The organism is Sphingomonas baiyangensis (genome assembly GCF_005144715.1).
Taxonomy (GTDB): domain Bacteria; phylum Pseudomonadota; class Alphaproteobacteria; order Sphingomonadales; family Sphingomonadaceae; genus Sphingomonas; species Sphingomonas baiyangensis.
In genome coordinates this window covers 334,248-353,614 of record NZ_SWKR01000002.1, presented here as the reverse complement: position 1 = coordinate 353,614, position 19,367 = coordinate 334,248, and the positions used below count along the sequence as shown (strand labels likewise).

The 19,367-nt window shown below is 70.0% G+C and carries 18 protein-coding genes; 12 read left to right on the top strand and 6 right to left on the bottom strand.

What is annotated here, in order from left to right; genetic code table 11:
• The first annotated feature begins 1 nt into the window (after nucleotide 1).
• Entirely contained in the window at nucleotides 2–514 is a 513-nt protein-coding gene (locus tag FBR43_RS04740) for a hypothetical protein (RefSeq protein WP_136942084.1), read from the top strand.
• A gap of 7 nt (nucleotides 515–521) precedes the next feature.
• Here FBR43_RS04740 and FBR43_RS04735 read toward each other — a convergent pair whose 3' ends face one another.
• From FBR43_RS04735 to FBR43_RS04725, 3 genes are all read right to left on the bottom strand, one after another.
• The gene (locus FBR43_RS04735; protein WP_169542494.1) at nucleotides 522–2,792 is read right to left on the bottom strand and encodes a spermidine synthase; all 2,271 of its coding nucleotides are present in this window, start codon (nucleotides 2,790–2,792) and stop codon (nucleotides 522–524) included.
• A gap of 48 nt (nucleotides 2,793–2,840) precedes the next feature.
• Entirely contained in the window at nucleotides 2,841–4,955 is a 2,115-nt protein-coding gene (locus tag FBR43_RS04730) for a malate synthase G (protein WP_136942083.1), read from the bottom strand.
• A 72-nt stretch (nucleotides 4,956–5,027) separates the two neighbouring features.
• Entirely contained in the window at nucleotides 5,028–5,480 is a 453-nt protein-coding gene (locus FBR43_RS04725; protein WP_136942082.1) for a MarR family winged helix-turn-helix transcriptional regulator, read from the bottom strand.
• Nucleotides 5,481–5,607: 127 nt separating this feature from the next.
• Between FBR43_RS04725 and gntA the strand changes: the two genes are divergently transcribed.
• Nucleotides 5,608–6,294 (top strand): guanitoxin biosynthesis heme-dependent pre-guanitoxin N-hydroxylase GntA, encoded by a 687-nt coding sequence (gene gntA / locus FBR43_RS04720; RefSeq protein ID WP_136942081.1) that lies wholly within the window; start codon nucleotides 5,608–5,610, stop codon nucleotides 6,292–6,294.
• Complete coding sequence (locus FBR43_RS04715; RefSeq protein ID WP_136942080.1) at nucleotides 6,291–6,887, top strand: DUF1989 domain-containing protein; 597 nt, start codon at nucleotides 6,291–6,293, stop codon at nucleotides 6,885–6,887. The genes gntA and FBR43_RS04715 overlap by 4 nt, the downstream gene beginning before the upstream one ends.
• Nucleotides 6,888–7,036: 149 nt before the next feature.
• On the opposite strand, the gene FBR43_RS04710 is transcribed toward FBR43_RS04715, so the two are convergent.
• On the bottom strand, nucleotides 7,037–8,446 hold the full coding sequence (locus tag FBR43_RS04710) for a coniferyl aldehyde dehydrogenase (RefSeq protein ID WP_136942079.1): 1,410 nt from the start codon (nucleotides 8,444–8,446) through the stop codon (nucleotides 7,037–7,039).
• Nucleotides 8,447–8,462: 16 nt separating this feature from the next.
• On the bottom strand, nucleotides 8,463–9,209 hold the full coding sequence (locus FBR43_RS04705; RefSeq protein WP_136942078.1) for a prepilin peptidase: 747 nt from the start codon (nucleotides 9,207–9,209) through the stop codon (nucleotides 8,463–8,465).
• Between the two features lie 86 nt (nucleotides 9,210–9,295).
• On the opposite strand from FBR43_RS04705, the gene FBR43_RS04700 reads away from it, so the two are divergent.
• The 3 genes from FBR43_RS04700 to FBR43_RS04690 all read left to right on the top strand — a co-directional run bounded on the left by FBR43_RS04700 (nucleotide 9,296) and on the right by FBR43_RS04690 (nucleotide 13,994).
• Nucleotides 9,296–10,486 (top strand): acetyl-CoA C-acyltransferase, encoded by a 1,191-nt coding sequence (locus tag FBR43_RS04700; RefSeq protein ID WP_136942077.1) that lies wholly within the window; start codon nucleotides 9,296–9,298, stop codon nucleotides 10,484–10,486.
• Between the two features lie 92 nt (nucleotides 10,487–10,578).
• Nucleotides 10,579–12,510: a peptidylprolyl isomerase gene (locus FBR43_RS04695; RefSeq protein ID WP_136942076.1), complete on the top strand. Its 1,932-nt coding sequence runs from the start codon at nucleotides 10,579–10,581 to the stop codon at nucleotides 12,508–12,510.
• The gene (locus FBR43_RS04690) at nucleotides 12,507–13,994 is read left to right on the top strand and encodes an anthranilate synthase component I family protein (protein ID WP_136942075.1); all 1,488 of its coding nucleotides are present in this window, start codon (nucleotides 12,507–12,509) and stop codon (nucleotides 13,992–13,994) included. Before FBR43_RS04695 ends, FBR43_RS04690 begins: the two co-directional genes overlap by 4 nt.
• Nucleotides 13,995–14,005: 11 nt before the next feature.
• On the opposite strand, the gene FBR43_RS04685 is transcribed toward FBR43_RS04690, so the two are convergent.
• Nucleotides 14,006–14,407: a hypothetical protein gene (locus FBR43_RS04685; protein ID WP_136942074.1), complete on the bottom strand. Its 402-nt coding sequence runs from the start codon at nucleotides 14,405–14,407 to the stop codon at nucleotides 14,006–14,008.
• Nucleotides 14,408–14,532: 125 nt separating this feature from the next.
• Here FBR43_RS04685 and FBR43_RS04680 point away from each other — a divergent pair, with 125 nt between their 5' ends.
• From FBR43_RS04680 to lexA, 6 genes are read left to right on the top strand one after another with little or no spacing between them, the layout of a single operon-like run.
• Nucleotides 14,533–15,141, top strand: coding sequence for an anthranilate synthase component II (locus tag FBR43_RS04680; RefSeq protein WP_136942073.1), 609 nt, complete (start codon nucleotides 14,533–14,535; stop codon nucleotides 15,139–15,141).
• On the top strand, nucleotides 15,138–16,133 hold the full coding sequence (gene trpD / locus FBR43_RS04675; protein ID WP_136942072.1) for an anthranilate phosphoribosyltransferase: 996 nt from the start codon (nucleotides 15,138–15,140) through the stop codon (nucleotides 16,131–16,133). Before FBR43_RS04680 ends, trpD begins: the two co-directional genes overlap by 4 nt.
• Complete coding sequence (gene trpC / locus FBR43_RS04670) at nucleotides 16,130–16,912, top strand: indole-3-glycerol phosphate synthase TrpC (protein WP_136942071.1); 783 nt, start codon at nucleotides 16,130–16,132, stop codon at nucleotides 16,910–16,912. Before trpD ends, trpC begins: the two co-directional genes overlap by 4 nt.
• Complete coding sequence (moaC, locus tag FBR43_RS04665; RefSeq protein ID WP_136942070.1) at nucleotides 16,912–17,385, top strand: cyclic pyranopterin monophosphate synthase MoaC; 474 nt, start codon at nucleotides 16,912–16,914, stop codon at nucleotides 17,383–17,385. Before trpC ends, moaC begins: the two co-directional genes overlap by 1 nt.
• The gene (locus tag FBR43_RS04660; protein WP_136942069.1) at nucleotides 17,382–18,539 is read left to right on the top strand and encodes a molybdopterin molybdotransferase MoeA; all 1,158 of its coding nucleotides are present in this window, start codon (nucleotides 17,382–17,384) and stop codon (nucleotides 18,537–18,539) included. The genes moaC and FBR43_RS04660 overlap by 4 nt, the downstream gene beginning before the upstream one ends.
• A gap of 55 nt (nucleotides 18,540–18,594) precedes the next feature.
• Nucleotides 18,595–19,266: a transcriptional repressor LexA gene (lexA, locus tag FBR43_RS04655; protein ID WP_136942068.1), complete on the top strand. Its 672-nt coding sequence runs from the start codon at nucleotides 18,595–18,597 to the stop codon at nucleotides 19,264–19,266.
• Nucleotides 19,267–19,367 lie beyond the last annotated feature (101 nt).

Here is a 19,367-nt window from a genome sequence, read left to right as displayed (position 1 = left end):
GATGCGACACCCCTTCCCTGCCCCTGCCCCTGCCGCGCTGCTGCTTCTGCTTGCCACGGCGGGCTGTTCGGCGCCCGACGACCGCTATCCCTCGCTGCTGCCGCGCGCGATCGAGAAGACGAGCTTCGCCGATCCGGTGCGGCCGGTGCGCGAGAGCGCGCCCGATCCCGCGCTCGAGTTGAAGATCGGCGAGCAGCAGGCGGCACTGGCCGAGGCGGTGCGGACCTTCGACGCCGCGTCCGCGCGCGCGCAGACGCTCGCCACGCGCGCCGCCGGCGCCGCAGCGGGCAGCGAGCCGTGGATCGAGGCGCAGGTCGCGCTCGCCGAGCTCGACACGCTGCGCAGCGCAACCGCCGCCGTGCTCGGCGATACCGAGAAGCTGGCGACCGATCGCGCGCTTTCGGGTCAGCCCGCCTACCCCGCGCTCGATCGCCTGCTCAGCGCCCAGCGCGCCGCAGTCGCCGCGCAGATCGAGCGCATCGCGGCGATCGAACGCAGCCTCGCGCCGGCCTGACGCCGCGTTAGTCGCCGGCGACGCTCGCGAAGGGATTGCGCAGCACCGGCATGATCGAGGCGTAATCGTCGGTCCACGCCTCCAGATCGTCGCGCCCACGCAGCATCTGCCAGTTCTCGCCGCCGGCGATCAGCTCGGCGAGCACCTCGGGGTCGCGCGTCAGCGCGATCCAGTCGGATACCGTCGCTTCGGCATTGTCGCCAAGGCCCGGCGCGTAGCTGAGCTTCGCCGCCAGCCAGCCGCGGCCCGCCGTCGCCGTCACCACCGGCTCCAGATCCATGAAGCGATTCGAGATGTGCACCAGCAGCAGTCCGCGCGGCGTCAGGACGCGGCCATAGGTTTGGAACGCCTCGCGCGTCATCAGGTGCATCGGCACCGCATCCGACGAGAAGGCGTCGAGCGCGAGCAGGTCGAGGCTGCCGGGCGCCTGCGCCGCGAGCGACAGGCGCGCGTCGCCGAGCACGATATCGGCATCGGGCAGGCAATCGGCGAGGAAGCTGAACTTGCCGCTGTCGCGCGCGATCGCGATCACCGTCGGGTCGATCTCGTAGAAGCGCCACCGCTGGCCCGGTCGCGCATAGCAGGCGAGCGTCCCCGTCCCCAGCCCCACCGCGCCGATGCGCGCATTGGGCCCGTAGAGATCGTCGGCCGCGCCCAAGGCCACACCCACGCCCGATCGCGGCATATAGTAGCTGGTGGGCTGGCGGCGCGTCGCCGCATCGCCGGTGAACTGCACGCCGTGCAGCGTGGTGCCATGTGCCAGCGTGCGCGTGCCGCTCTCGGGATAGTCGCGAATGGTATAGACGCCGAAATAGCTGCGCGTGCGCGTATCTCCCTGCAGCGTGACCTGCAGCGCGCCATAGCCGCCGAACAGGAACAACGCCCCCGCAAGCACGATCGCATAGGGAATGCGCGTGCCGATGGTAGCGATACCTACGACGCCGAGCGCGAGGAACGCCAGGTTCTGGTGCCGCGCGCCCAGCCAGCCCTGCGGGTCGAACAGGCCGATATAGACGAGCAGCGCCGTCACCGCGGCGACCAGCATCGTCCGCGTCGCCAGCGCGAACCGATCGCCCTGCCACCACCGCCCGATCACCTCGATCAGGAAGGCGCGCGGCGCCAGCAGCCCTGCCGCGAGGATCAGGATGGGATATTCATAGGTCCAGTCGAACAGCACCGGCGCCAGCAAAGCGGCGAACACGCCGCCCAGCGCGCCACCCACCGACATGGCGAGATAGAAGCCCGTAAGCCGGTCGGGCTCGGGCCGCAGCCGGTACATCTGCGTGTGCAGCGCGACCGCCACCATGAACAACAGCGCCAGCGCCATCAGCGCGTTGAGGAAGGGATATTCGTGCTGCCCGGCGATCATCACGCCGCCGAACATCAGGATGGTGACGGGCGCGAACAGCGTGATCGCATCAGCCACGCCCCGCCGCGTGGCGAACGCCACCGAGAAACTGAGCAGATAGAGGCCGAGCGGCAGCACCCACAAAAGCGGCACCGCGACGATATCGGTAGTGAGGAAGGTCGAGGTAGCGAGCATCAGCCCCGAGGGCACCAGCGCAAGCGCGATCCAGTGCAGCACGCGAGCCGCGGAGGGTCGCGCGCTGGTCGGGCGTTCGACGATGATCGCCGCCTGTCCGCGCGGCAGCCGCCATGCACATGCCGCCACCAGCGCGAACAGCAGCGCATAGCCCGCGCTCCACAACAGGCTCTGCCGCGACAGCGCCATCGCCGGCTCGACGAGCAGCGGATAGGCGATCAGCCCGCCGAAGCTGCCGATGTTCGATGCGGCATAGAGCGCATAGGGATTCTGGCCCTCGGCCGAGGCGGCGAACCAGCGCTGGAGCAGCGGCGCCTGCGCGGCGACCGCGAAGAACAAAGGTCCGATCGAGGCGCCGAGCAGCCACGGCACCCAGACCGCCGGCTCGGCGTCGGGCGGCGGATTGGCCTGCATCAGCCCGATCGGCAGCCACAGTGCGGCGATCGCCAGCACCGCCAGATGGATCTGCGCCTGTCGCCGGAGCGGCACGCGGCCCAGCCAGTGGGCATAGGCATAGCCGCCCAGCAGCAGCGCCTGATAGACGAGCATCGCCGAGTTCCACACCGCCGGCGCACCGCCCAGCCGCGGCAGCGCCATGCGCGCGATCATCGGCTGGACGAGGAACAGCAGGAACGATCCGGTGAGGATCGCGACGACGAACAGCGGGCGGACGCCGCGCTTCGCTTCGATGGCCGGACCCGCCGCAGCGACATCCCCGACGGGTTCGGTGGTCATGCCGCGCCTTGTATCAGCGGTTTCGGCGTTTGCCAGTAGGCGCGGAGCCTACAATCCGGCCTGGCTCGATTGCTTGGCCTGCGCGCGGAAGCGGTGGAGCAGCGGCTCGGTATAGCCGCTCGGCTGGCTCGCGCCTTCGAACACCAGCGCGCGCGCCGCGCGGAACGCCAGATTGTGCGCGGGATCGTCGGCCATCGCGCGATAGGCCGGGTCGCCGGCATTCTGCGCATCGACCTTGGCGGCCATGCGCCGCAATGCGGCCTCGACCTCCTCCTCGCTCGCCACGCCGTGCGCCAGCCAGTTGGCGAGCAGCTGCGACGAGATGCGCAGCGTCGCGCGGTCCTCCATCAGCCCGATATCGTCGATATCGGGCACCTTCGAGCAGCCCACGCCCTGGTCGATCCAGCGCACGACATAGCCCAATATGCCCTGCGCATTGTTGTCGAGCTCGCGCGCTACTTCATCGCGCGACCAGTTGCGCCCCATCGCCAGCGGCAGCGCCAGCAGCCGGTCGAGCCCCGGCACCGGCTCGGCAGCGCGCGCCTGCTGCCGCGCCGCCACATCGACCTGATGATAATGCAGCGCGTGCAACGTTGCCGCGGTGGGCGACGGCACCCAGGCGGTGTTCGCGCCGCTCATCGGATGCGCCGCCTTTTCAGCGAGCATCGCGCCCATGCGATCGGGCGCCGCCCACATGCCCTTGCCGATCTGCGCGCGCCCCGAAAGGCCGTGCCGCAGCCCGATGAGCACGTTGCGATCCTCATAGGCGGCGATCCAGTCGGCCTTCTTCATCTCGACCTTGGGGATCACCGCGCCGGCGCGCATCGCCGTGTGGATCTCGTCGCCGGTGCGATCGAGGAAGCCCGTATTGATGAAGGCGATGCGGTGGCGCACGGTATGGATGCATGCCGCCAGATTGGCCGAGGTGCGCCGCTCCTCGTCCATCACGCCCACCTTGATCGTATGGCGCGCCATGCCCAGCATGTCCTCGACCGCATCGAACAGTTCGTCGGTAAAGGCGCATTCGGTCGGCCCGTGCATCTTGGGCTTGACGACATAGACCGATCCCGTCCGGCTGTTCGCCAGCCGCCCGACGCGCTTGAGGTCGTGCAGCGCGATCGCGGCGGTGACGATCGCATCGAGGATGCCTTCGGGCGCCTCGCCGCCATCGGGCAGGCGGATCGCGGGCGTCGTCATCAGATGGCCGACATTGCGTACGAACAGCAGCGCCCGCCCCGGCAGCACGAGCTCGCCGCCGTCGGTGCGCGTGTAGCTGCGATCGGGCGAAAGCGTGCGGTGGACGGTGGTGCCGCCCTTGTCGAAGCGCTCCTCCAACTCGCCGCGCATTAGCCCCAGCCAGTTGCCATAGGCCGCCACCTTGTCGTCGGCGTCGACCGCCGCGACCGAATCCTCGAGATCGACGATCGTCGTCAGCGCCGATTCGAGCAGGATGTCGGCGATTCCCGCCTGGTCGCCGCTGCCGATCGGGTGATCGCGGTCGATCACCACCTCGATATGCAGGCCATGGTGGCGGAACAGCAGGTTGGCGCCGGCATGGCCGACGAACTGCGTTGGATCGGCGAGCGCGATCGGTCCCTGCACATGGTCGCGCCAGCTGCCGTCGGCGAGCGGCACCGCTTCATCGAGAAACGCGCGGCCGCGCGCGATGACGGCAGTGCCTCGCTCGGCGTCATAACCGCCAAGAGCCGCCGCGCCGGGCAGCGCATCGGTGCCGTAGAGCGCGTCGTACAGGCTGCCCCAGCGCGCGTTCGCCGCGTTGAGCACGAAGCGCGCGTTGAGCGCGGGGACCACCAGTTGCGGCCCCGCCATGCGCGCGATCTCGGGATCGACATTGGCGGTATCGATGGTGAAGTCGCCGGGCTCGTCGACCAGATAGCCGATGCGGCGCAGAAACGCCTCGTGCTCGGCGGGGTCGATCGGCGTGCCCGCGCGCGCGCCGAGCCATTCGTCGATCGCCGCCTGCAAGCGTTCGCGCTCGGCGAGCAGCGCGCGGTTGCGCGGTGCAAAGCGCGCGAAGATGTCGGCCGCACCTTGCCAGAAGGCGTCGGCCGCGATGCCGATATCGGGCAGCACGCGCTCCTCGACGAAGCGCGCGAGCGGCGCGGCGACGGCGAGGCCGGCACGATCGATGGTGGCGGGCATGATTCCTCCTTGGCTGTCGGTCGGTCACGGCCCGGGGAGGCGCGTGCGGTTGAGCATGCCGCGCCGCGCCGATCAACCCCGGTCGGGCTCGATCTGCGCGGCGGCATCCTCGAGACGCGTCAGCATGACGCGCAGCTGCTCGATCTCGCCGGGCTCGAACGCCGCGAGCAGCCGGGCCTCGATCTCGATCGCCTTGGGTGCCACCTGATCGTAGAGCGCGCGGCCCTCGGCACTCAGGCGCAGCAGGTGCGATCGCTGGTCGCCCGGATTGGGCGATCGCTCGACCAGCCCGCGCTCGGCGAGCGCGATCGCCGCGCGGCTGACCGACACCTTGTCCATCCGCGTGCGCCCGCACAGCGCGTGCTGCGTCATGCCGTCGCCCTCGGCGAGCACCGCCACCAGCCGCCATTCGGGAATGCGCAGCCCGAACATCGCCTGATAGGTCGTCGCCACCATGCTCGACACGCGGTTCGACGCGATCGAGAGCCGGTAGGGCAGGAATTCGTCGAGGCGCAGGCGTGACATGGCGCGACGCTAGCGCCCGCCGCGCGGCACGTCATCCGTCGATTATCGCGTTATGCGCGGAACCGTACCTTGCTGCGGTTCGTAGTGCCGAAAACCGATTGTTACCAAGGCGATATGATCTTAACCTATGTTTAGCTGGGCATCCGAAGCGCAAGGCGCGCTCGAAGCGATGATGTACGCGCACGTCGATGCGCGCGCCTTCCCCTGTGTCGGCGCGAAGGCGGCGATGGCGCGCGGCACGCTCCAGGTACTCGCCTGCCGCGCGATCGACAGCGCGTGGGACGATGTGCGCATCCATGACGGCCTGCTGCACTTCGCCAGCGCCTATCGAGACGATCCGGGCCTGTATCGCAGCTTCGCCGTAGTGTTCGAAGGGCCGGGCACGCTCGACGAGGCCGGCTTCGAGGCGGCGCTGTGGGCGCGCGTCCAGTCGCTGTCGGACAAGGACGTGTGGCGCGGGCAGGAATATGACGCGCGCGTCAGCCCCGATCCGGCCAACCCGCATTTCTCACTAAGCTTCGGCGGCGAGGCGTTTTTCATCGTCGGGCTGCACCCGCACGCCAGCCGCCCCGCCCGCCGCTTCGCGCGACCCGCGATGGTGTTCAACCTGCACGACCAGTTCGAAACGTTGCGCGCCGACGGCAAGTACGAATCGATGCGCGAGAAGATCATGGTGCGCGACGAAGCGCTGGCGGGCAGCCGCAACCCCATGCTCGCGCGCCACGGCGAGGCGAGCGAGGCGCGGCAGTATTCGGGCCGCGTCGTCGACGAAGGCTGGTCGCCGCCCTTCGCATATGGCGGGAGCGGCAAGTGACCGCACAACACCGCATCGCGCCGCGCAGCGGCGCCGGATTCCGGCTGGCAAAGGGCGAGACGCTCGTGGTCGTCGATCCGATGGGCGAGCAGGTCGCCGACCTGCTGGTGTTCAACGCCGACGATATCGACGAAGTGCTCTCCTCGGGGCGCAGCTTCGACTATGCCGAGCGCATCTATCTGACCACCGGCGACAAACTCTATTCGAACCGGTCGAACGTGATGCTCGATATCGTGTCGGACAGCGTCGGGCGGCATGATTTCCTGCTCACACCATGCAGTTACGATACGTTTCGTATATGCTATGAGAACGAGCCGCCGCATCGCGGCTGCTTCGGCAACCTCGCCGCCGCGCTCGAACCATATGGCGTGCTGCCCGATCGCATCCCGAGCGCGTTCAACTGCTTCATGAACGTGCCCGTCGACGGCGAGACGGGTCGCTTCAAGGTGTTGCCGCCGATCAGCAAGGCCGGCGACCACATCGCCTTTCGCGCCGCGATGGACCTAGTCGTCGGCCTCACCGCCTGTTCGGCGAAGGATTCGAACGGCGGCAGCTTCAAGCCGATCGAATACCGCATCGAGCCTGCCGCCTAGCGATTAGTCGGCTGCGCGGTCGCTATCGTGCCCGCCCGTTCGCCCTGAGCTTGTCGAAGGGCCGGTCTTTCTGCTGAGCGAGAAAAGGAGAACGGTGCTTCGACAAGCTCAGCACGAACGGGACTGGTTCGTGACGCTGTTCGCAGCCTTTAGCCCTTCATCTGCCGCGCGACCGCCTTGCGGATCGCGGCGCCATAGGGCGGCTTGAGCCCTCCCAGCTTCGCCACGTCGATTCGTGGCTGCTTGTAGATGCTGCGCGCATGGCTGAACGTGCGGAAGCCTGCTTCGCCGTGATAGGCGCCCATGCCCGAAGGACCGATGCCGCCGAAGGGCAGCTCCTCCTGACTGACATGGAAGATCACGTCGTCGAGCGTCACCCCGCCCGAGATCGTCCGGTCGAGCACACGGCGGCGCTCGGCCTCGTCGGTGCCGAAATGATAGAGCGCAAGCGGCCGGTCGCGACGGTTCACCTCGCCGATCGCGTCATCGATCGCATGATAGCGGCGCACGGGCAGCACCGGGCCGAATATCTCCTCCTGCATCACCGTCATGTCGTCGGTCGCATCACGCACGATGTGCAACGGCATCTTGCGGCCGTTGCTGGCGCCAAAATCCTCGTTGGCCGGGTTCACGACTTCCACCGTCGCGCCCTTGGCGCGCGCGTCCTCGATCCAGTCGGTCAGCCGCTGGTGATGCCGGTCGTTGATGATCGCGGTATAGTCGGGATTGTCGATGAGGCTGGGGTACAGCGCCGATGCTGCGGCGCGCAGGCCGTCCATCGCCTCCTGCTCGCGACCGGCGGGCACCAGCATGTAATCGGGCGCGAGGCAGATCTGCCCCGCGTTCATCATCTTGCCCAGCACGACGCGCTCGGTCGCCTGGCGCATGTCGGCCCCGGCGCCCACGATCACCGGCGACTTGCCGCCCAGTTCGAGCGTGACGGGCACCAGATTGTCGGCGGCGGCGTGGAGGATATGCTTGGCGATCCCCGTCGCCCCGGTGAACAGCAGATGGTCGAAGGGCAGGCCGGCGAACGCCTTGCCGACATCGGGCCCGCCCGACACGAACGCGACTTCGCTCTCGTCGAAATAGCTTGCGCCCAGTTCCTCGAACAAGGCGGCAACGCATGGCGTGAACTCGCTCGTCTTTACCATCGCCCGGTTGCCCGCCGCAAGCACGCCGGCAAGCGGGCTCATCACCAGGTTCACGGGGAAATTCCACGGCGCGATGATGCCGATCACGCCCTTGGGCTGATATTCCACCCAGGCCCTGGCGCCCAGCAGCCCCAGCGGGAACAGCACCGGCCTGCGATCGGGCTTCATCCAGCGATCGAGCGACTTCGTCGCGTGGCGGATCGGCGAAACCGAGGAGGCGATGTCGGTCAGCAGCGACTGTTCGTGGCTGCGATGGCCGAAGTCCTCGCTCAGCGTGTCGCAGAAGCGCTGCTGGTTGTCGACGATCATTGCCGCCGCGCGCTTCAGCCGGTCGCGGCGCACCGCGGCGGAAACGGGCAGCTCGGCCATGAAGGCGCTTCGTTGCCGATCGAGTATGTCGCGCATCGCCGCTCTCCCTTATCTACATCGGTGTAAGCGACAATTGCCTCGCCAGCCAATAGCCGAATGCAGCGATCGCCAGCAGCGTGCCGAGCGGCAGCCGCGCGTCGGCACGCATCGCCCGCGCCATCGCCCAGGCGATGCCCAGCAACGCCGCCACGAGCAGCACCGCCGGCAGCGCGCGCCAGCCTAGCCAAAGCCCGATCGCGCCGAACAATTTGGGGTCGCCCCCGCCCAGCCCCGTGCGCCCGCGCATCAGCCGGTACGCCGCTGCCGCCAGCGCCAGCACCGCGAACCCCGCCGCGGCGCCGATCAGCCGGTCGCCAAGCGGCGCGCCCAGCCCCAGCGCCCCCGCGCCGAGGCCCGCCAGCGCCAGCGTCGCGGTCAGCCGGTCGGGCAGCCAGAACGCCACCGCATCGGTCGCCGCCAGCGCCAGCAGCAGCCAGCCGAACACCGCGCCCGCCGCCCCTTCGATGCCGGGCGCCGCAATGCCCGCCGCCAGCCCCACCGCGCAGCCGAGCAGTTCGATCGCGAGATGGCTGTGCGCGATCGGCGTGCCGCAATGGCGGCATCGCCCGCGCTGGATCACATGGCTCAGTACCGGCACCAGTTCGCCCGGCCCCAGCGTCGCCCCGCAGCCGTCGCACGCCGAGCGCCCGCGCGCGATCGACCGCCCCGCCGGCCAGCGGATCGCCAGCGTCGCGATGAAGCTGCCGAACACGAGCCCCAGTAGCCCGAGCGACAGCGGCCAGACCCATGCCGCCGACATCGCCCGAGCGTTGGCGCATCGCCCGCGCGGTGACAAGCGCCGCCGCGCCGCCTACATGGCCGGCAACCAAGCGAGAGGATGCCCGAATGCCCGCCACCGACCCCGTCGTCATCGCCAGCTATGCCCGCACGCCGATGGGCAGCTTCCAGGGCTCCCTGTCGGGCGCGGCGGCAACCGCGCTCGGCGCAGCGGCAGTGGGCGGCGCGGTCGAGCGCGCCGGGCTGAAGGGCGAGGCGATCGAGCGCATCTACATGGGCTGCGCGCTGCCCGCCGGCCTCGGCCAGGCGCCCGCGCGCCAGGCGGCGATCGGCGCCGGCCTGCCGCAGCATGTCGAGGCCACGACGGTCAACAAGATGTGCGGCTCGGGGATGCAGGCCGCGATCATGGCGGCCGAGGCGCTGGCCGCCGGCTCGGTCGACCTCATCGTCGCGGGCGGCATGGAGAGCATGACCAACGCGCCCTATCTCTCGCTGCGCCACCGCGCCGGTGCGCGCATCGGCCATGACGTGCTCAAGGATCACATGTATCTCGACGGGCTCGAGGATGCCTATGAGCCCGGCCGGCTGATGGGTAGCTTCGCCGAGGAGACGGCGGCCGAATATCAGTTCACCCGCGCAGCGCAGGACGATTTCGCGATCCGGAGCCTCGAGCGCGCGCAGGCCGCGCAAAAGTCGGGCGCGTTCGATCGCGAGATCGTGCCGGTTGAGGTGTCGACGCGCAAGGGCACCGACACGATCCGCCTCGACGAGCAGCCCGCGCGCGGTGACGTGGCCAAGATCCCCACGCTCAAGCCCGCCTTTTCGAAGGAAGGCACGATCACCGCCGCCAACGCCTCGTCGATTTCCGACGGTGCCGCCGCGCTGGTGATGACGCGCATGTCGGTCGCCGAGAAATACGGCCTCGATCCCGTCGCCCGCGTCGTCGCGCATGCCGGCCACGCGCACGCGCCCGCGCGCTTCACCACCGCTCCGGTGTTCGCGATGCGCAAGGCGCTGGAGAAGGCGGGCTGGCAGGCCGGCGATGTCGATCTGTTCGAGGTCAACGAGGCGTTCGCCTGCGTCGCGATGATCGCGATGCGCGACCTCTCGCTGCCGCATGACGTGCTCAACGTGCATGGCGGCGCGTGCGCGCTGGGCCACCCCATCGGCGCATCCGGCGCGCGCATCCTCGCCACCATGCTCTCGGCGCTCGAGACGAAGGGCGCGCGGCGCGGCCTTGCCTCGTTGTGCATCGGTGGTGGCGAGGCGACGGCCATGGCAGTCGAGCTGCTGCGCTGAAGCTCGCCTGCGCGAACGCCAGCGGAATCGTTGCAAGCGCGAAGGGTGCGCCCTAAAGCCGTCGGCGCATTTTCCCTGAAGATCGGTTCCGCATGCTCAGCTTCATTCGCCGCCTCACCAATTCGCGGATCGGCGTCATCGTCACACTCGGCGTGCTGGCGATCATCGCGCTCGCCTTCGGGCTGACCGACCTGTCGAACGTCGCGCCCACCGGCGGCCCGCAGGGACAGACGGTGGCGACGGTCGGCGATGCGGCGATTACCGATCGCGAGCTCGAGGAGCGCACGCGCATCGCGCTCAACGCCGCGCGCGAGCAGAATCCCGATCTCGACATTTCGAGCTTCGTCGGCGCCGGCGGGCTCGAAGGCGTGCTGTCGCGTGTCATCGGCTCGGTCGCGCTCGAGCAGTTCGCCGACGCATCGGGCATGGTCGCCTCGAAGGCGCTGATCGACGGGCGGATCGCGAGCATCCCCGCCTTCCAGGGCTTCAACGGCCAGTTCGACCAGGCGACGTTCGAGCGCGCGCTTGCCAGCAACCAGATCACCCAGCAGCAGCTGCGCGACGACATTCGCCGCGAGATCTTCGCGCAGTGGCTGCTGGCCCCCACCACCGGTGCGAGCCAGGTCGCGCGCCAGCATGCGCTGCCCTATGCCTCACTGCTGCTCGAGCGCCGCCAGGCCGATATCGCCTTCGTCCCCGCACGCGCCGATGCCGCCGCCGCGCCCAGCGATGCGCAGCTTACCGCATTCTACAACAGCAACCGCTCGCGCTACATGCTGCCCGAGCGCCGCGTGCTGCGCTACGCGCTCGTCTCGCCCGAGAGCGTCGCCGCCGCGACGCAGGTGACCGATGCCGATCTGCAGGCAGCCTATCGCGCCGCCGCCGCGCGCTATGGCGCCAGCACCGCCCGCTCGGTCGATCAGGTGATCGTCGCCGACGAGGCGGCCGCGCGCCGCATCGCCACCGCGGTGCGCGGCGGCACGAGCATCGCCGATGCCGCGCGCGGCGCCGGGCTCGTCCCGACGACGATCGAGGATGCGTCGCAGGAGGCGCTGGCCGGTCGCACCAGCGCCGCCGTCGCCGCCGCCGCGTTCGCCGCGGGCGAAGGCGAGGTCGCCGGCCCCGTCCGCTCGCCGCTCGGCTGGCACGTGCTGCGCGTAAGCGACGTCACGCAGACACCGGCACGCAGCCTTGCCGAAGTGCGCGAGGAACTGACCGCCGAAGTCCGCCAGCGCAAGGCGACCGAAGCGATTGGCGCGACGCAGGACCGGCTCGATACCGGCATCACCGATGGCGCCACCTTCGACGAGCTGATCGCCGAGACGCGGCTCGAGGCGCGCCAGACCCCGCCCGTCACCGCGCGCGGCTTCGATCCCGATCGCCCCGCCGAGCCCGATCCCACCATCGCGCGTATCGCCGAAGCCGGCTTCGCCGCTGAGGAAGGCGATTCGCCGCAGCTCGTCGCGATGGGCGAGGATGGCAGCTTCGCGCTCGTCGCACTCCAGCGTGTGGTTCCCGCCGCCGCCCGCCCCCTAGCCTCGATCCGCGAGACCGTGGCGCGCGACTATCGGCTCGATCAGGCGCGCCAGGCCGCGCGCACGCAGGCCAATCGCGTCATCGCCAACGTCAATCGCGGCACCGCGCTGCGCCAGGCGATCGGCGCGGCGGGTATCCAGGCGCCGCCTGTCCAGTCGATCGACGTGTCGCGCGCCGATCTCGCCGCGCGCCGCCAACAGCTGCCGCCGCCCGTCGCGCTCATGTTCTCGATGAAGGAAGGCACCGCCAAGCTGCTCGAGGCGCCCGATCGCAGTGGCTGGTTCGTCGTCGCCGTCACCGGCATCGATCGCGGCGACGCGTCGAAGGACGACAACGCCATCAACGCGACACGCGCGGGCCTGGGCGGCGTCGTCGGCAGCGAATATGCCGAGCAGTTCACCAACGCCGCGCAGGCCGTGGTGGGCGTCACGCGCGATGCCGATGCCGTCGCGCGTGTACGCGGCTCGCTCACCGGCGAGGCGCCGTGATCGAAGGCGTGGCGGCGGCGCGCGCGGCGCTCGCCGCCGGCCGCCCCGCGTTGGTCTGGCGTCGCCAGCTCGCCGATACCGAGACGCCGGTATCGGCGGCGCTCCGGCTGATCGAACCCGGCCGCGGCGACTTCCTGCTCGAATCGGTCGAGGGCGGCGCGGTGCGCGGGCGCCATAGCCTGATCGGCCTCGCGCCCGATCTGGTGTTCCGTGCTTCGGGCGATACCGCCGAGATCAACGCCCGCTGGCTCGCCGATCGCGACGCGTTCGCGCCCGCCGACGCGCCCTCGCTCGATGCATTACGCGCGTTGGTGGTGTCATGCCGCTGCGACGTGCCGCCCGAACTGCCGCGCGCGCTTGCCTGCCTCGTCGGCTATTTCGGCTACGAGACGATCGGCCTCGTCGAGCGTCTGCCGCCGCCCCGCCCGCGCGCCGTGGCGATGCCCGACATGATTTTCGTGCGCCCCACCGTACTTCTCGTGTTCGATCGGCTCGCCGATGCGCTGTTCGTCGTCGCACCCATATGGCCCGGCGGCGACGTCGAGACGGCATGCGAGCGGATCGAGGCGGTATCGCACCGTCTCGCCACGGCGCCGCTGCCCGCACCCACTCGCGGCGACCCGACCGAGATAGTGCCGCAACCCGCGCTCGCGCGCGGCGACTATGCCGCGATGGTCGATGCCGCCAAGGCATACATCGCCGCGGGCGACATCTTCCAAGTCGTGCTCGCGCAGCGCTTCTCCGCGCCCTTCGCGCTGCCGCCCTTCGAGCTCTACCGCGCGCTGCGCCGCATCAACCCCTCGCCCTTCCTCTATCACCTCGACCTGCCGGGCTTCGCGCTCACCGGATCGAGCCCCGAGATCCTCGTGCGCGTTCGCGACGGCGAAGTGACAGTGCGCCCCATCGCCGGCACGCGCCCGCGCGGCGCCGATGCCGCCGCAGACGAGGCCAATCGCGCGGGGCTGCTCGCCGATCCCAAGGAACGCGCCGAGCATCTGATGCTGCTCGATCTCGGCCGCAACGATGCCGGCCGCGTCAGCGCGCCGGGCAGCGTGCAGGTGACCGACAGCTACGCAGTGGAGCTCTACAGTCACGTCATGCACATCGTCTCGAACGTCACCGGCCGGCTTGCCGAGGGTCGCGACGCGATCGACGCCTTGTTCGCGGGCTTTCCCGCTGGCACCGTATCGGGCGCGCCCAAGGTGCGCGCGTGCCAGATCATCGCCGAGCTCGAGCCGGAGGGGCGCGGCGCCTATGCCGGCGGCGTCGGCTATTTCTCGCCCGACGGATCGATGGATTCGTGCATCGTGCTGCGCACCGCGGTGGTGCAGGACGGCGTGATGCACGTGCAGGCGGGTGCCGGCATCGTGGCCGACAGCGATCCCGCCTATGAGCAGCGCGAATGCGAAGCCAAGGCCGGCGCGCTGTTTGCCGCCGCGCGAGAAGCCATCGCCCGCGCTGCCGAGCCACAATTCGGGCAGTAAGTCGCGCCGGGTTACGGCACCTGCGCGTCGAGCCGGCGCTGCTCGCGTGCCATCGCGCGCCAGTTGTTGTTGAACATCGCGGCACACCCCGTCTGTCCGCCGGTGCCCACGGGCGAGCAGCTATCGGGCAGCCCGATCCGATTGTCGTCCATCATCCGCTCGGCGCGCACGGCCCAGGCGGTGTTCGCCGGGCTCGGCGGCGGCTCGCGGAACTGCTTGGGGATGCGGAACTGCTCTTCGGGATCGATCCGCCCGCACACCAGGATCTCATCGGGCGCCGCCTCGGGGCAGGGCTCGTTGCCCATCACCTGCACGTTGCGCAGCCGCTTGGGCGGATCGTCCTGCGCGACGGCGAGCGACGGCATCGCGAGCGCCATGCAGGCGAGCAGCGATAACGGCAGCGGATGCGGCATCTGGCAATTCCCTTCGCGTGGGCGGCATCATCGCCGCGCCACGCTTGCGCAACGATGAACGAGCCGCGCGCATCATCCGATCCGCGCTTATTGTCGCCCGCGTGCTTGCGTCCTAAGGCACCGCCATGATCCTCGTCATCGACAATTATGACAGCTTCACCTGGAACCTCGTCCATTATCTGATGGAGCTGGGCGTCGAAGTCCGCGTCGAGCGCAACGATGCGCTGTCGGTCGATGCTGCGCTCGATAGCGGCGCCGATGCATTCCTCATCTCGCCCGGCCCCTGCACGCCCAACGAGGCGGGCATCAGCCTCGATCTCGTCGCCGCATGCGCGGCGCACGCGCGCCCGCTGCTCGGCGTATGCCTTGGCCATCAGGCGATCGGCCAGCATTTCGGCGGGCGCGTGGTGCGTGGCGGGCTGATGCACGGCAAGACCTGCCCCGTCGAGCATGACGGCAGCGGCGTGTTCGCCGGCCTCCCCTCGCCCTTCACCGCCACGCGCTATCACTCGCTGATCGTCACCGACGTGCCCAAGGCACTGGTGGTCAACGCGACTGCCGCCGATGCGAGCGTCATGGGCTTCCGCCACGCTACGCTGCCGATCCACGGCGTCCAGTTCCATCCCGAGAGCATCGCCACCGAGCATGGCCATGCGATGCTCGCTAACTTCCTGCGCGCCGCCGGCATCGAGCCGGTAATGCCCGCGCATCTGGCCGGCGGGCTGGCGGCATGACCGCGCTCGCGCTGCTTCCCGATCCCGCCACGCCGCTCAGCCACGAAAGCGCGGGCCAAGCGTTCGATGACATCCTCGACGGCCGCGCCGACGAAGCGGCCATCGTCGATTTCCTCACGCGCCTGTCCGAACGCGGCGAGACCGCGATCGAGATCGCCGAGGCGGCGCGCGCGCTGCGGGCGCGGATGATCGCCGTCGCCGCGCCTTCGGGCGCGATCGACGTGTGCGGGACCGGCGGCGACGGGCACCACACCGTCAACGTGTCGACCGCGGTGGCGCTGGTGGTGGCGGCATGCGGCGTGCCCGTGGCCAAGCATGGCAACCGCGCCGCCTCGTCGAAGGCGGGTGCCGCCGACACGCTCGAGGCGCTGGGCCTCGATCTCGACGCCGCCACTGCCAGTGCCGAGGCGACACTCGCCGAACTTGGCATTGCCTTCCTGTTCGCCGCCAACCACCATCCCGCGCTCAAGCGGCTGGCGCCGGTACGCCGGCGGATCGGCCGGCGGACGATCTTCAACCTGATGGGTCCGCTCGCGAACCCTGCCAGGGTTTCGCGGCAACTGATCGGCATCGCTCGCCCCGATTACGTGCCGGTCTATGCGCAGGCGCTCGAGATGCTCGGCGCCGAGGCCGCCGCCATCGTCTCGGGCGAGGACGCGCTCGACGAACTGTCGACCGAGGGGGCGAGTGTCGTCGCCAATGTCGGCAGCGCGCGGCTGCCCGAGCGCATCACGCCCGAGGATGCCGGCCTGCCGCGTCATCCGCTCGCCAGCATCCGCGGCGGCGAGGCGCGCGAGAACGCCGCCGCGCTGGCGGCGCTGCTGGACGGTGCGCCGGGTGCCTATCGCGACGCCGTGCTGCTCAACGCCGCCGCCGCCTTGATGGTCGCCGGCCGCGCCGACACGCTCGAGGAAGGCGCCGCGCGCGCCTCCGAGGCGATCGACGGCAAGGCCGCCGCGACGCTGCTGCAACGCTGGATCGACCGCGTATGACGATGCTCGACACCATTCTCGCCACCAAACGCGAGGAAGTCGCCGCGCGCCGCGCGCTTGCCGGCATCGCCGATCTCGATGGGCGCGCCGCCCGGCAGACGCCACCGCGCGGCTTTCGCGCCGCGCTCGATGCGCGCGCAACGCACGGCCACGCACTCATTGCCGAAATAAAGCGAGCAAGCCCTTCCAAGGGTTTGATTCGCGAAGATTTCGATCCCGCCGCCCACGCCCGCGCCTACGCCGCCGGTGGCGCCGCCTGTCTCTCGGTGCTTACCGATCGCGACTATTTCGAGGGCCATGAGGATTATCTCGTCGCCGCGCGTGCCGCCTGCGACCTGCCCGTCCTGCGCAAGGATTTCATGATCGATCCGTGGCAGGTGGCCGAGGCTCGGGCGATCGGTGCCGATGCCGTGCTCGTCATCGTCGCCGCGCTCGACGATGGCGCGATGGCCGAGATCGAGGCGGCGGCGATCGAGCGTGGCATGGACGTGCTGGTTGAGGTCCACGACGCCGCCGAGATGGCGCGCGCCGCCCGGCTGCGGTCGCGGCTGATCGGTGTGAACAACCGCAATCTCAAGGACTTCAGCGTCGACTTTCAGCGCACCTGCGATCTGGTGAGCGAAGCACCGCCCGGCTGTACCTTCGTTGCCGAAAGTGGCTTGAACAGCCGCGCCGATCTCGACATGCTTGCTGCCCACGGTATCGCCTGTTTCCTCATCGGCGAGGCGCTCATGCGCCAGCCCGACCTCGAAGCCGCGACGCGCGCGATGGTCGGCTGATGGGCGACAGGCTCACGCATCTTGATATGGCGGGCGCCGCGCACATGGTCGATGTCGGCGGCAAGGCGGTGACACGGCGCGAGGCCGTCGCGCGCGGCCGCATCGTCTTGCGCACCGAAGCCCTTGATGCGATCCGCGACGGCACCAGCAAGAAGGGCGATGTCCTTGCCACCGCGCGCATCGCGGGCATCATGGCGGCCAAGCGCACTGCCGATCTCATTCCGCTGTGCCATCCGCTCCCGCTCGATCGCGTGACGATCGACCTCGCCTTCGAGTATGACGGCATCGCCGTGACCGCGACCGCCGCGACCGAGGGGCGCACCGGCGTCGAGATGGAAGCGCTCACCGCGGCATCGGTGGCGCTGCTCACGCTCTACGACATGGCCAAGGCGATCGACCCGGCGATGCGCATCGAGGGGCTGCATCTGGCCGAGAAGCGCGGCGGCAAGGCGGGCGACTGGCGCGCGCCATGATCGCAATCGACGAGGCGCTCGCACGGCTCATCGCGCTCGCTCCGCCGATCGCGCGAGAGGAGGCGCCGCTCGCTAGGGCTGCCGGACGCTGGCTCGCCGATGACGTCATGGCGCTCCGCACGCAGCCCGCGCACGATCTGTCAGCGATGGACGGCTATGCGCTGCGCTTCGCCGACCTCGACGCATCGCTGACGGTGATCGGTGAGAGCGCCGCCGGCCGCCCCTTCCCCGGCCGCGTCGAACCGGGCCAGGCGGTGCGCATTTTCACCGGGGCCGCGGTGCCGGCGGGCGCCGATACCGTGCTCGTGCAGGAAGAAGCCGCGATCGACGGCACCGTGCTGCGGCTTGCCGGCGAAGGTCCGGGGCGCGCTGGCCGGCATATCCGGCGCGCGGGCCTCGATTTCCATGCCGGCGATACGATCGTGCGTACCGGCGAGCGCATCGGCGCGGCGCGTATCGGGCTGGCGGCACTCGCCGGCCTCGCGACTTTGCCCGTGCGCCGTCCTGTCCGCGTCGCGCTGTTCGGCACAGGCGACGAGATCGGCGCCGGCCCCGACGCGCTGCCCGATTCGAACACGCCGATGCTCGCCGCCGCGCTGCGCGACCTGCCCGTCGAGATCGTCGCGCGCGCCGTGCTGCCCGACGATCTGCACGCGATCGCCGCGGCGCTCGGCGACACGCCTGCCGACCTCATCGTCACCACGGGCGGCGCCTCGGTCGGCGATCACGATCTCGTCCGCCCCGCGATCGAGGCGGCGGGCGGCCGCATCGATTTCTGGAAGATCGCGATGCGCCCCGGCAAGCCGATGCTCGCGGGGCGGATCGGCGATGCGATGATCGTCGGGCTGCCAGGCAACCCCGTCGCAGCGTTCGTCACCACGCACCGCTTCGTACGCCCGCTGCTCGCGGCAATGAGCGGCGGCAGCCTCGCGCTCAGCCCGCGCCGTCTGCCGCTTGGCGCACCGCTTCCCGCCAATGATCGCCGCGCCGATCATCTGCGCGGCGTCATCCGCGACGATCGCGTGTTCCCCGCCCCCACGCAGGACAGTTCGATGCTGGCGACGCTCGCCGCGAGCGATTGCCTGATCCTGCGCGCGCCCTTCGCGCCCACCGCGCCGGCGGGCGAATCGGTGGAAATCCTCGACCTCGCTTGACACGTTCCGGACCGTTGCCTACACGTTCCGCGTCTGTTCCCTCGGAGGCCGACCGATGCTTACGCGCAAGCAGCACGAACTCATCTGCTTCATTGCCGATCGGCTCGCCGATACCGGCGTCTCGCCCTCGTTCGAGGAGATGAAGGAAGCGCTCGATCTCAAGTCGAAGTCGGGCGTGCACCGCCTGATCTCGGCGCTCGAGGAACGCCAGTTCATCCGCCGCCTGCCCAATCGCGCGCGCGCGCTCGAAGTGCTGCGCATGCCCGAGCGACCCGTCGCCAAGAAGCCGCGCCCCGCCGCCGCGATCGTAACACCCGCCACCACGCCGCCACCGCAGCCCGCCAACGACGTGATCGAGATCCCGCTGCACGGCCGCATCGCCGCCGGCGTGCCGATCGAGGCGCTTGAGGGCGCGCAGATGCTGCCCGTGCCCGCAGCCCTGCTCGGCTCGGGCGAGCATTACGCGCTCGAGGTATCGGGCGATTCGATGGTCGAGGCCGGCATCCTCGACGGCGACTATGCTCTCATCCGCCGCCAGGAAGACGCGCGCGAAGGCGACATCGTCGTTGCGCTCATCGACGAGCATGACGCGACGCTGAAATATTACCGCCGCGAGGGCGCGATGATCCGCCTCGACCCCGCCAACCGCAGCTACGATCCGCAGCGCTACGCGCCCGATCAGGTCCGCGTGCAGGGCAAGCTCGCCGGCCTGCTGCGCCGCTACTGAAGGCAGGCGGTACAGATCGCCTTCGCAGTCCGGCACGGCGAAGAACCAGCAGCGGCAGGCTGCTGGTCGGCGGAAATACCTCCTCGGCACGGGGAGGGGGA

Bases quoted from the DNA above. Each gene is read 5' to 3' on its own strand.
- FBR43_RS04740 (WP_136942084.1), top strand. From the start codon at position 2: ATGCGACACCCCTTCCCTGCCCCTGCCCCTGCCGCGCTGCTGCTTCTG.
- FBR43_RS04735 (WP_169542494.1), bottom strand. From the start codon at position 2,792: ATGACCACCGAACCCGTCGGGGATGTCGCTGCGGCGGGTCCGGCCATC.
- FBR43_RS04730 (WP_136942083.1), bottom strand. From the start codon at position 4,955: ATGCCCGCCACCATCGATCGTGCCGGCCTCGCCGTCGCCGCGCCGCTC.
- FBR43_RS04725 (WP_136942082.1), bottom strand. From the start codon at position 5,480: ATGTCACGCCTGCGCCTCGACGAATTCCTGCCCTACCGGCTCTCGATC.
- gntA (WP_136942081.1), top strand. From the start codon at position 5,608: ATGTTTAGCTGGGCATCCGAAGCGCAAGGCGCGCTCGAAGCGATGATG.
- FBR43_RS04710 (WP_136942079.1), bottom strand. From the start codon at position 8,446: ATGCGCGACATACTCGATCGGCAACGAAGCGCCTTCATGGCCGAGCTG.
- FBR43_RS04705 (WP_136942078.1), bottom strand. From the start codon at position 9,209: ATGTCGGCGGCATGGGTCTGGCCGCTGTCGCTCGGGCTACTGGGGCTC.
- FBR43_RS04700 (WP_136942077.1), top strand. From the start codon at position 9,296: ATGCCCGCCACCGACCCCGTCGTCATCGCCAGCTATGCCCGCACGCCG.
- FBR43_RS04695 (WP_136942076.1), top strand. From the start codon at position 10,579: ATGCTCAGCTTCATTCGCCGCCTCACCAATTCGCGGATCGGCGTCATC.
- FBR43_RS04685 (WP_136942074.1), bottom strand. From the start codon at position 14,407: ATGCCGCATCCGCTGCCGTTATCGCTGCTCGCCTGCATGGCGCTCGCG.
- FBR43_RS04680 (WP_136942073.1), top strand. From the start codon at position 14,533: ATGATCCTCGTCATCGACAATTATGACAGCTTCACCTGGAACCTCGTC.
- trpD (WP_136942072.1), top strand. From the start codon at position 15,138: ATGACCGCGCTCGCGCTGCTTCCCGATCCCGCCACGCCGCTCAGCCAC.
- trpC (WP_136942071.1), top strand. From the start codon at position 16,130: ATGACGATGCTCGACACCATTCTCGCCACCAAACGCGAGGAAGTCGCC.
- moaC (WP_136942070.1), top strand. From the start codon at position 16,912: ATGGGCGACAGGCTCACGCATCTTGATATGGCGGGCGCCGCGCACATG.
- FBR43_RS04660 (WP_136942069.1), top strand. From the start codon at position 17,382: ATGATCGCAATCGACGAGGCGCTCGCACGGCTCATCGCGCTCGCTCCG.
- lexA (WP_136942068.1), top strand. From the start codon at position 18,595: ATGCTTACGCGCAAGCAGCACGAACTCATCTGCTTCATTGCCGATCGG.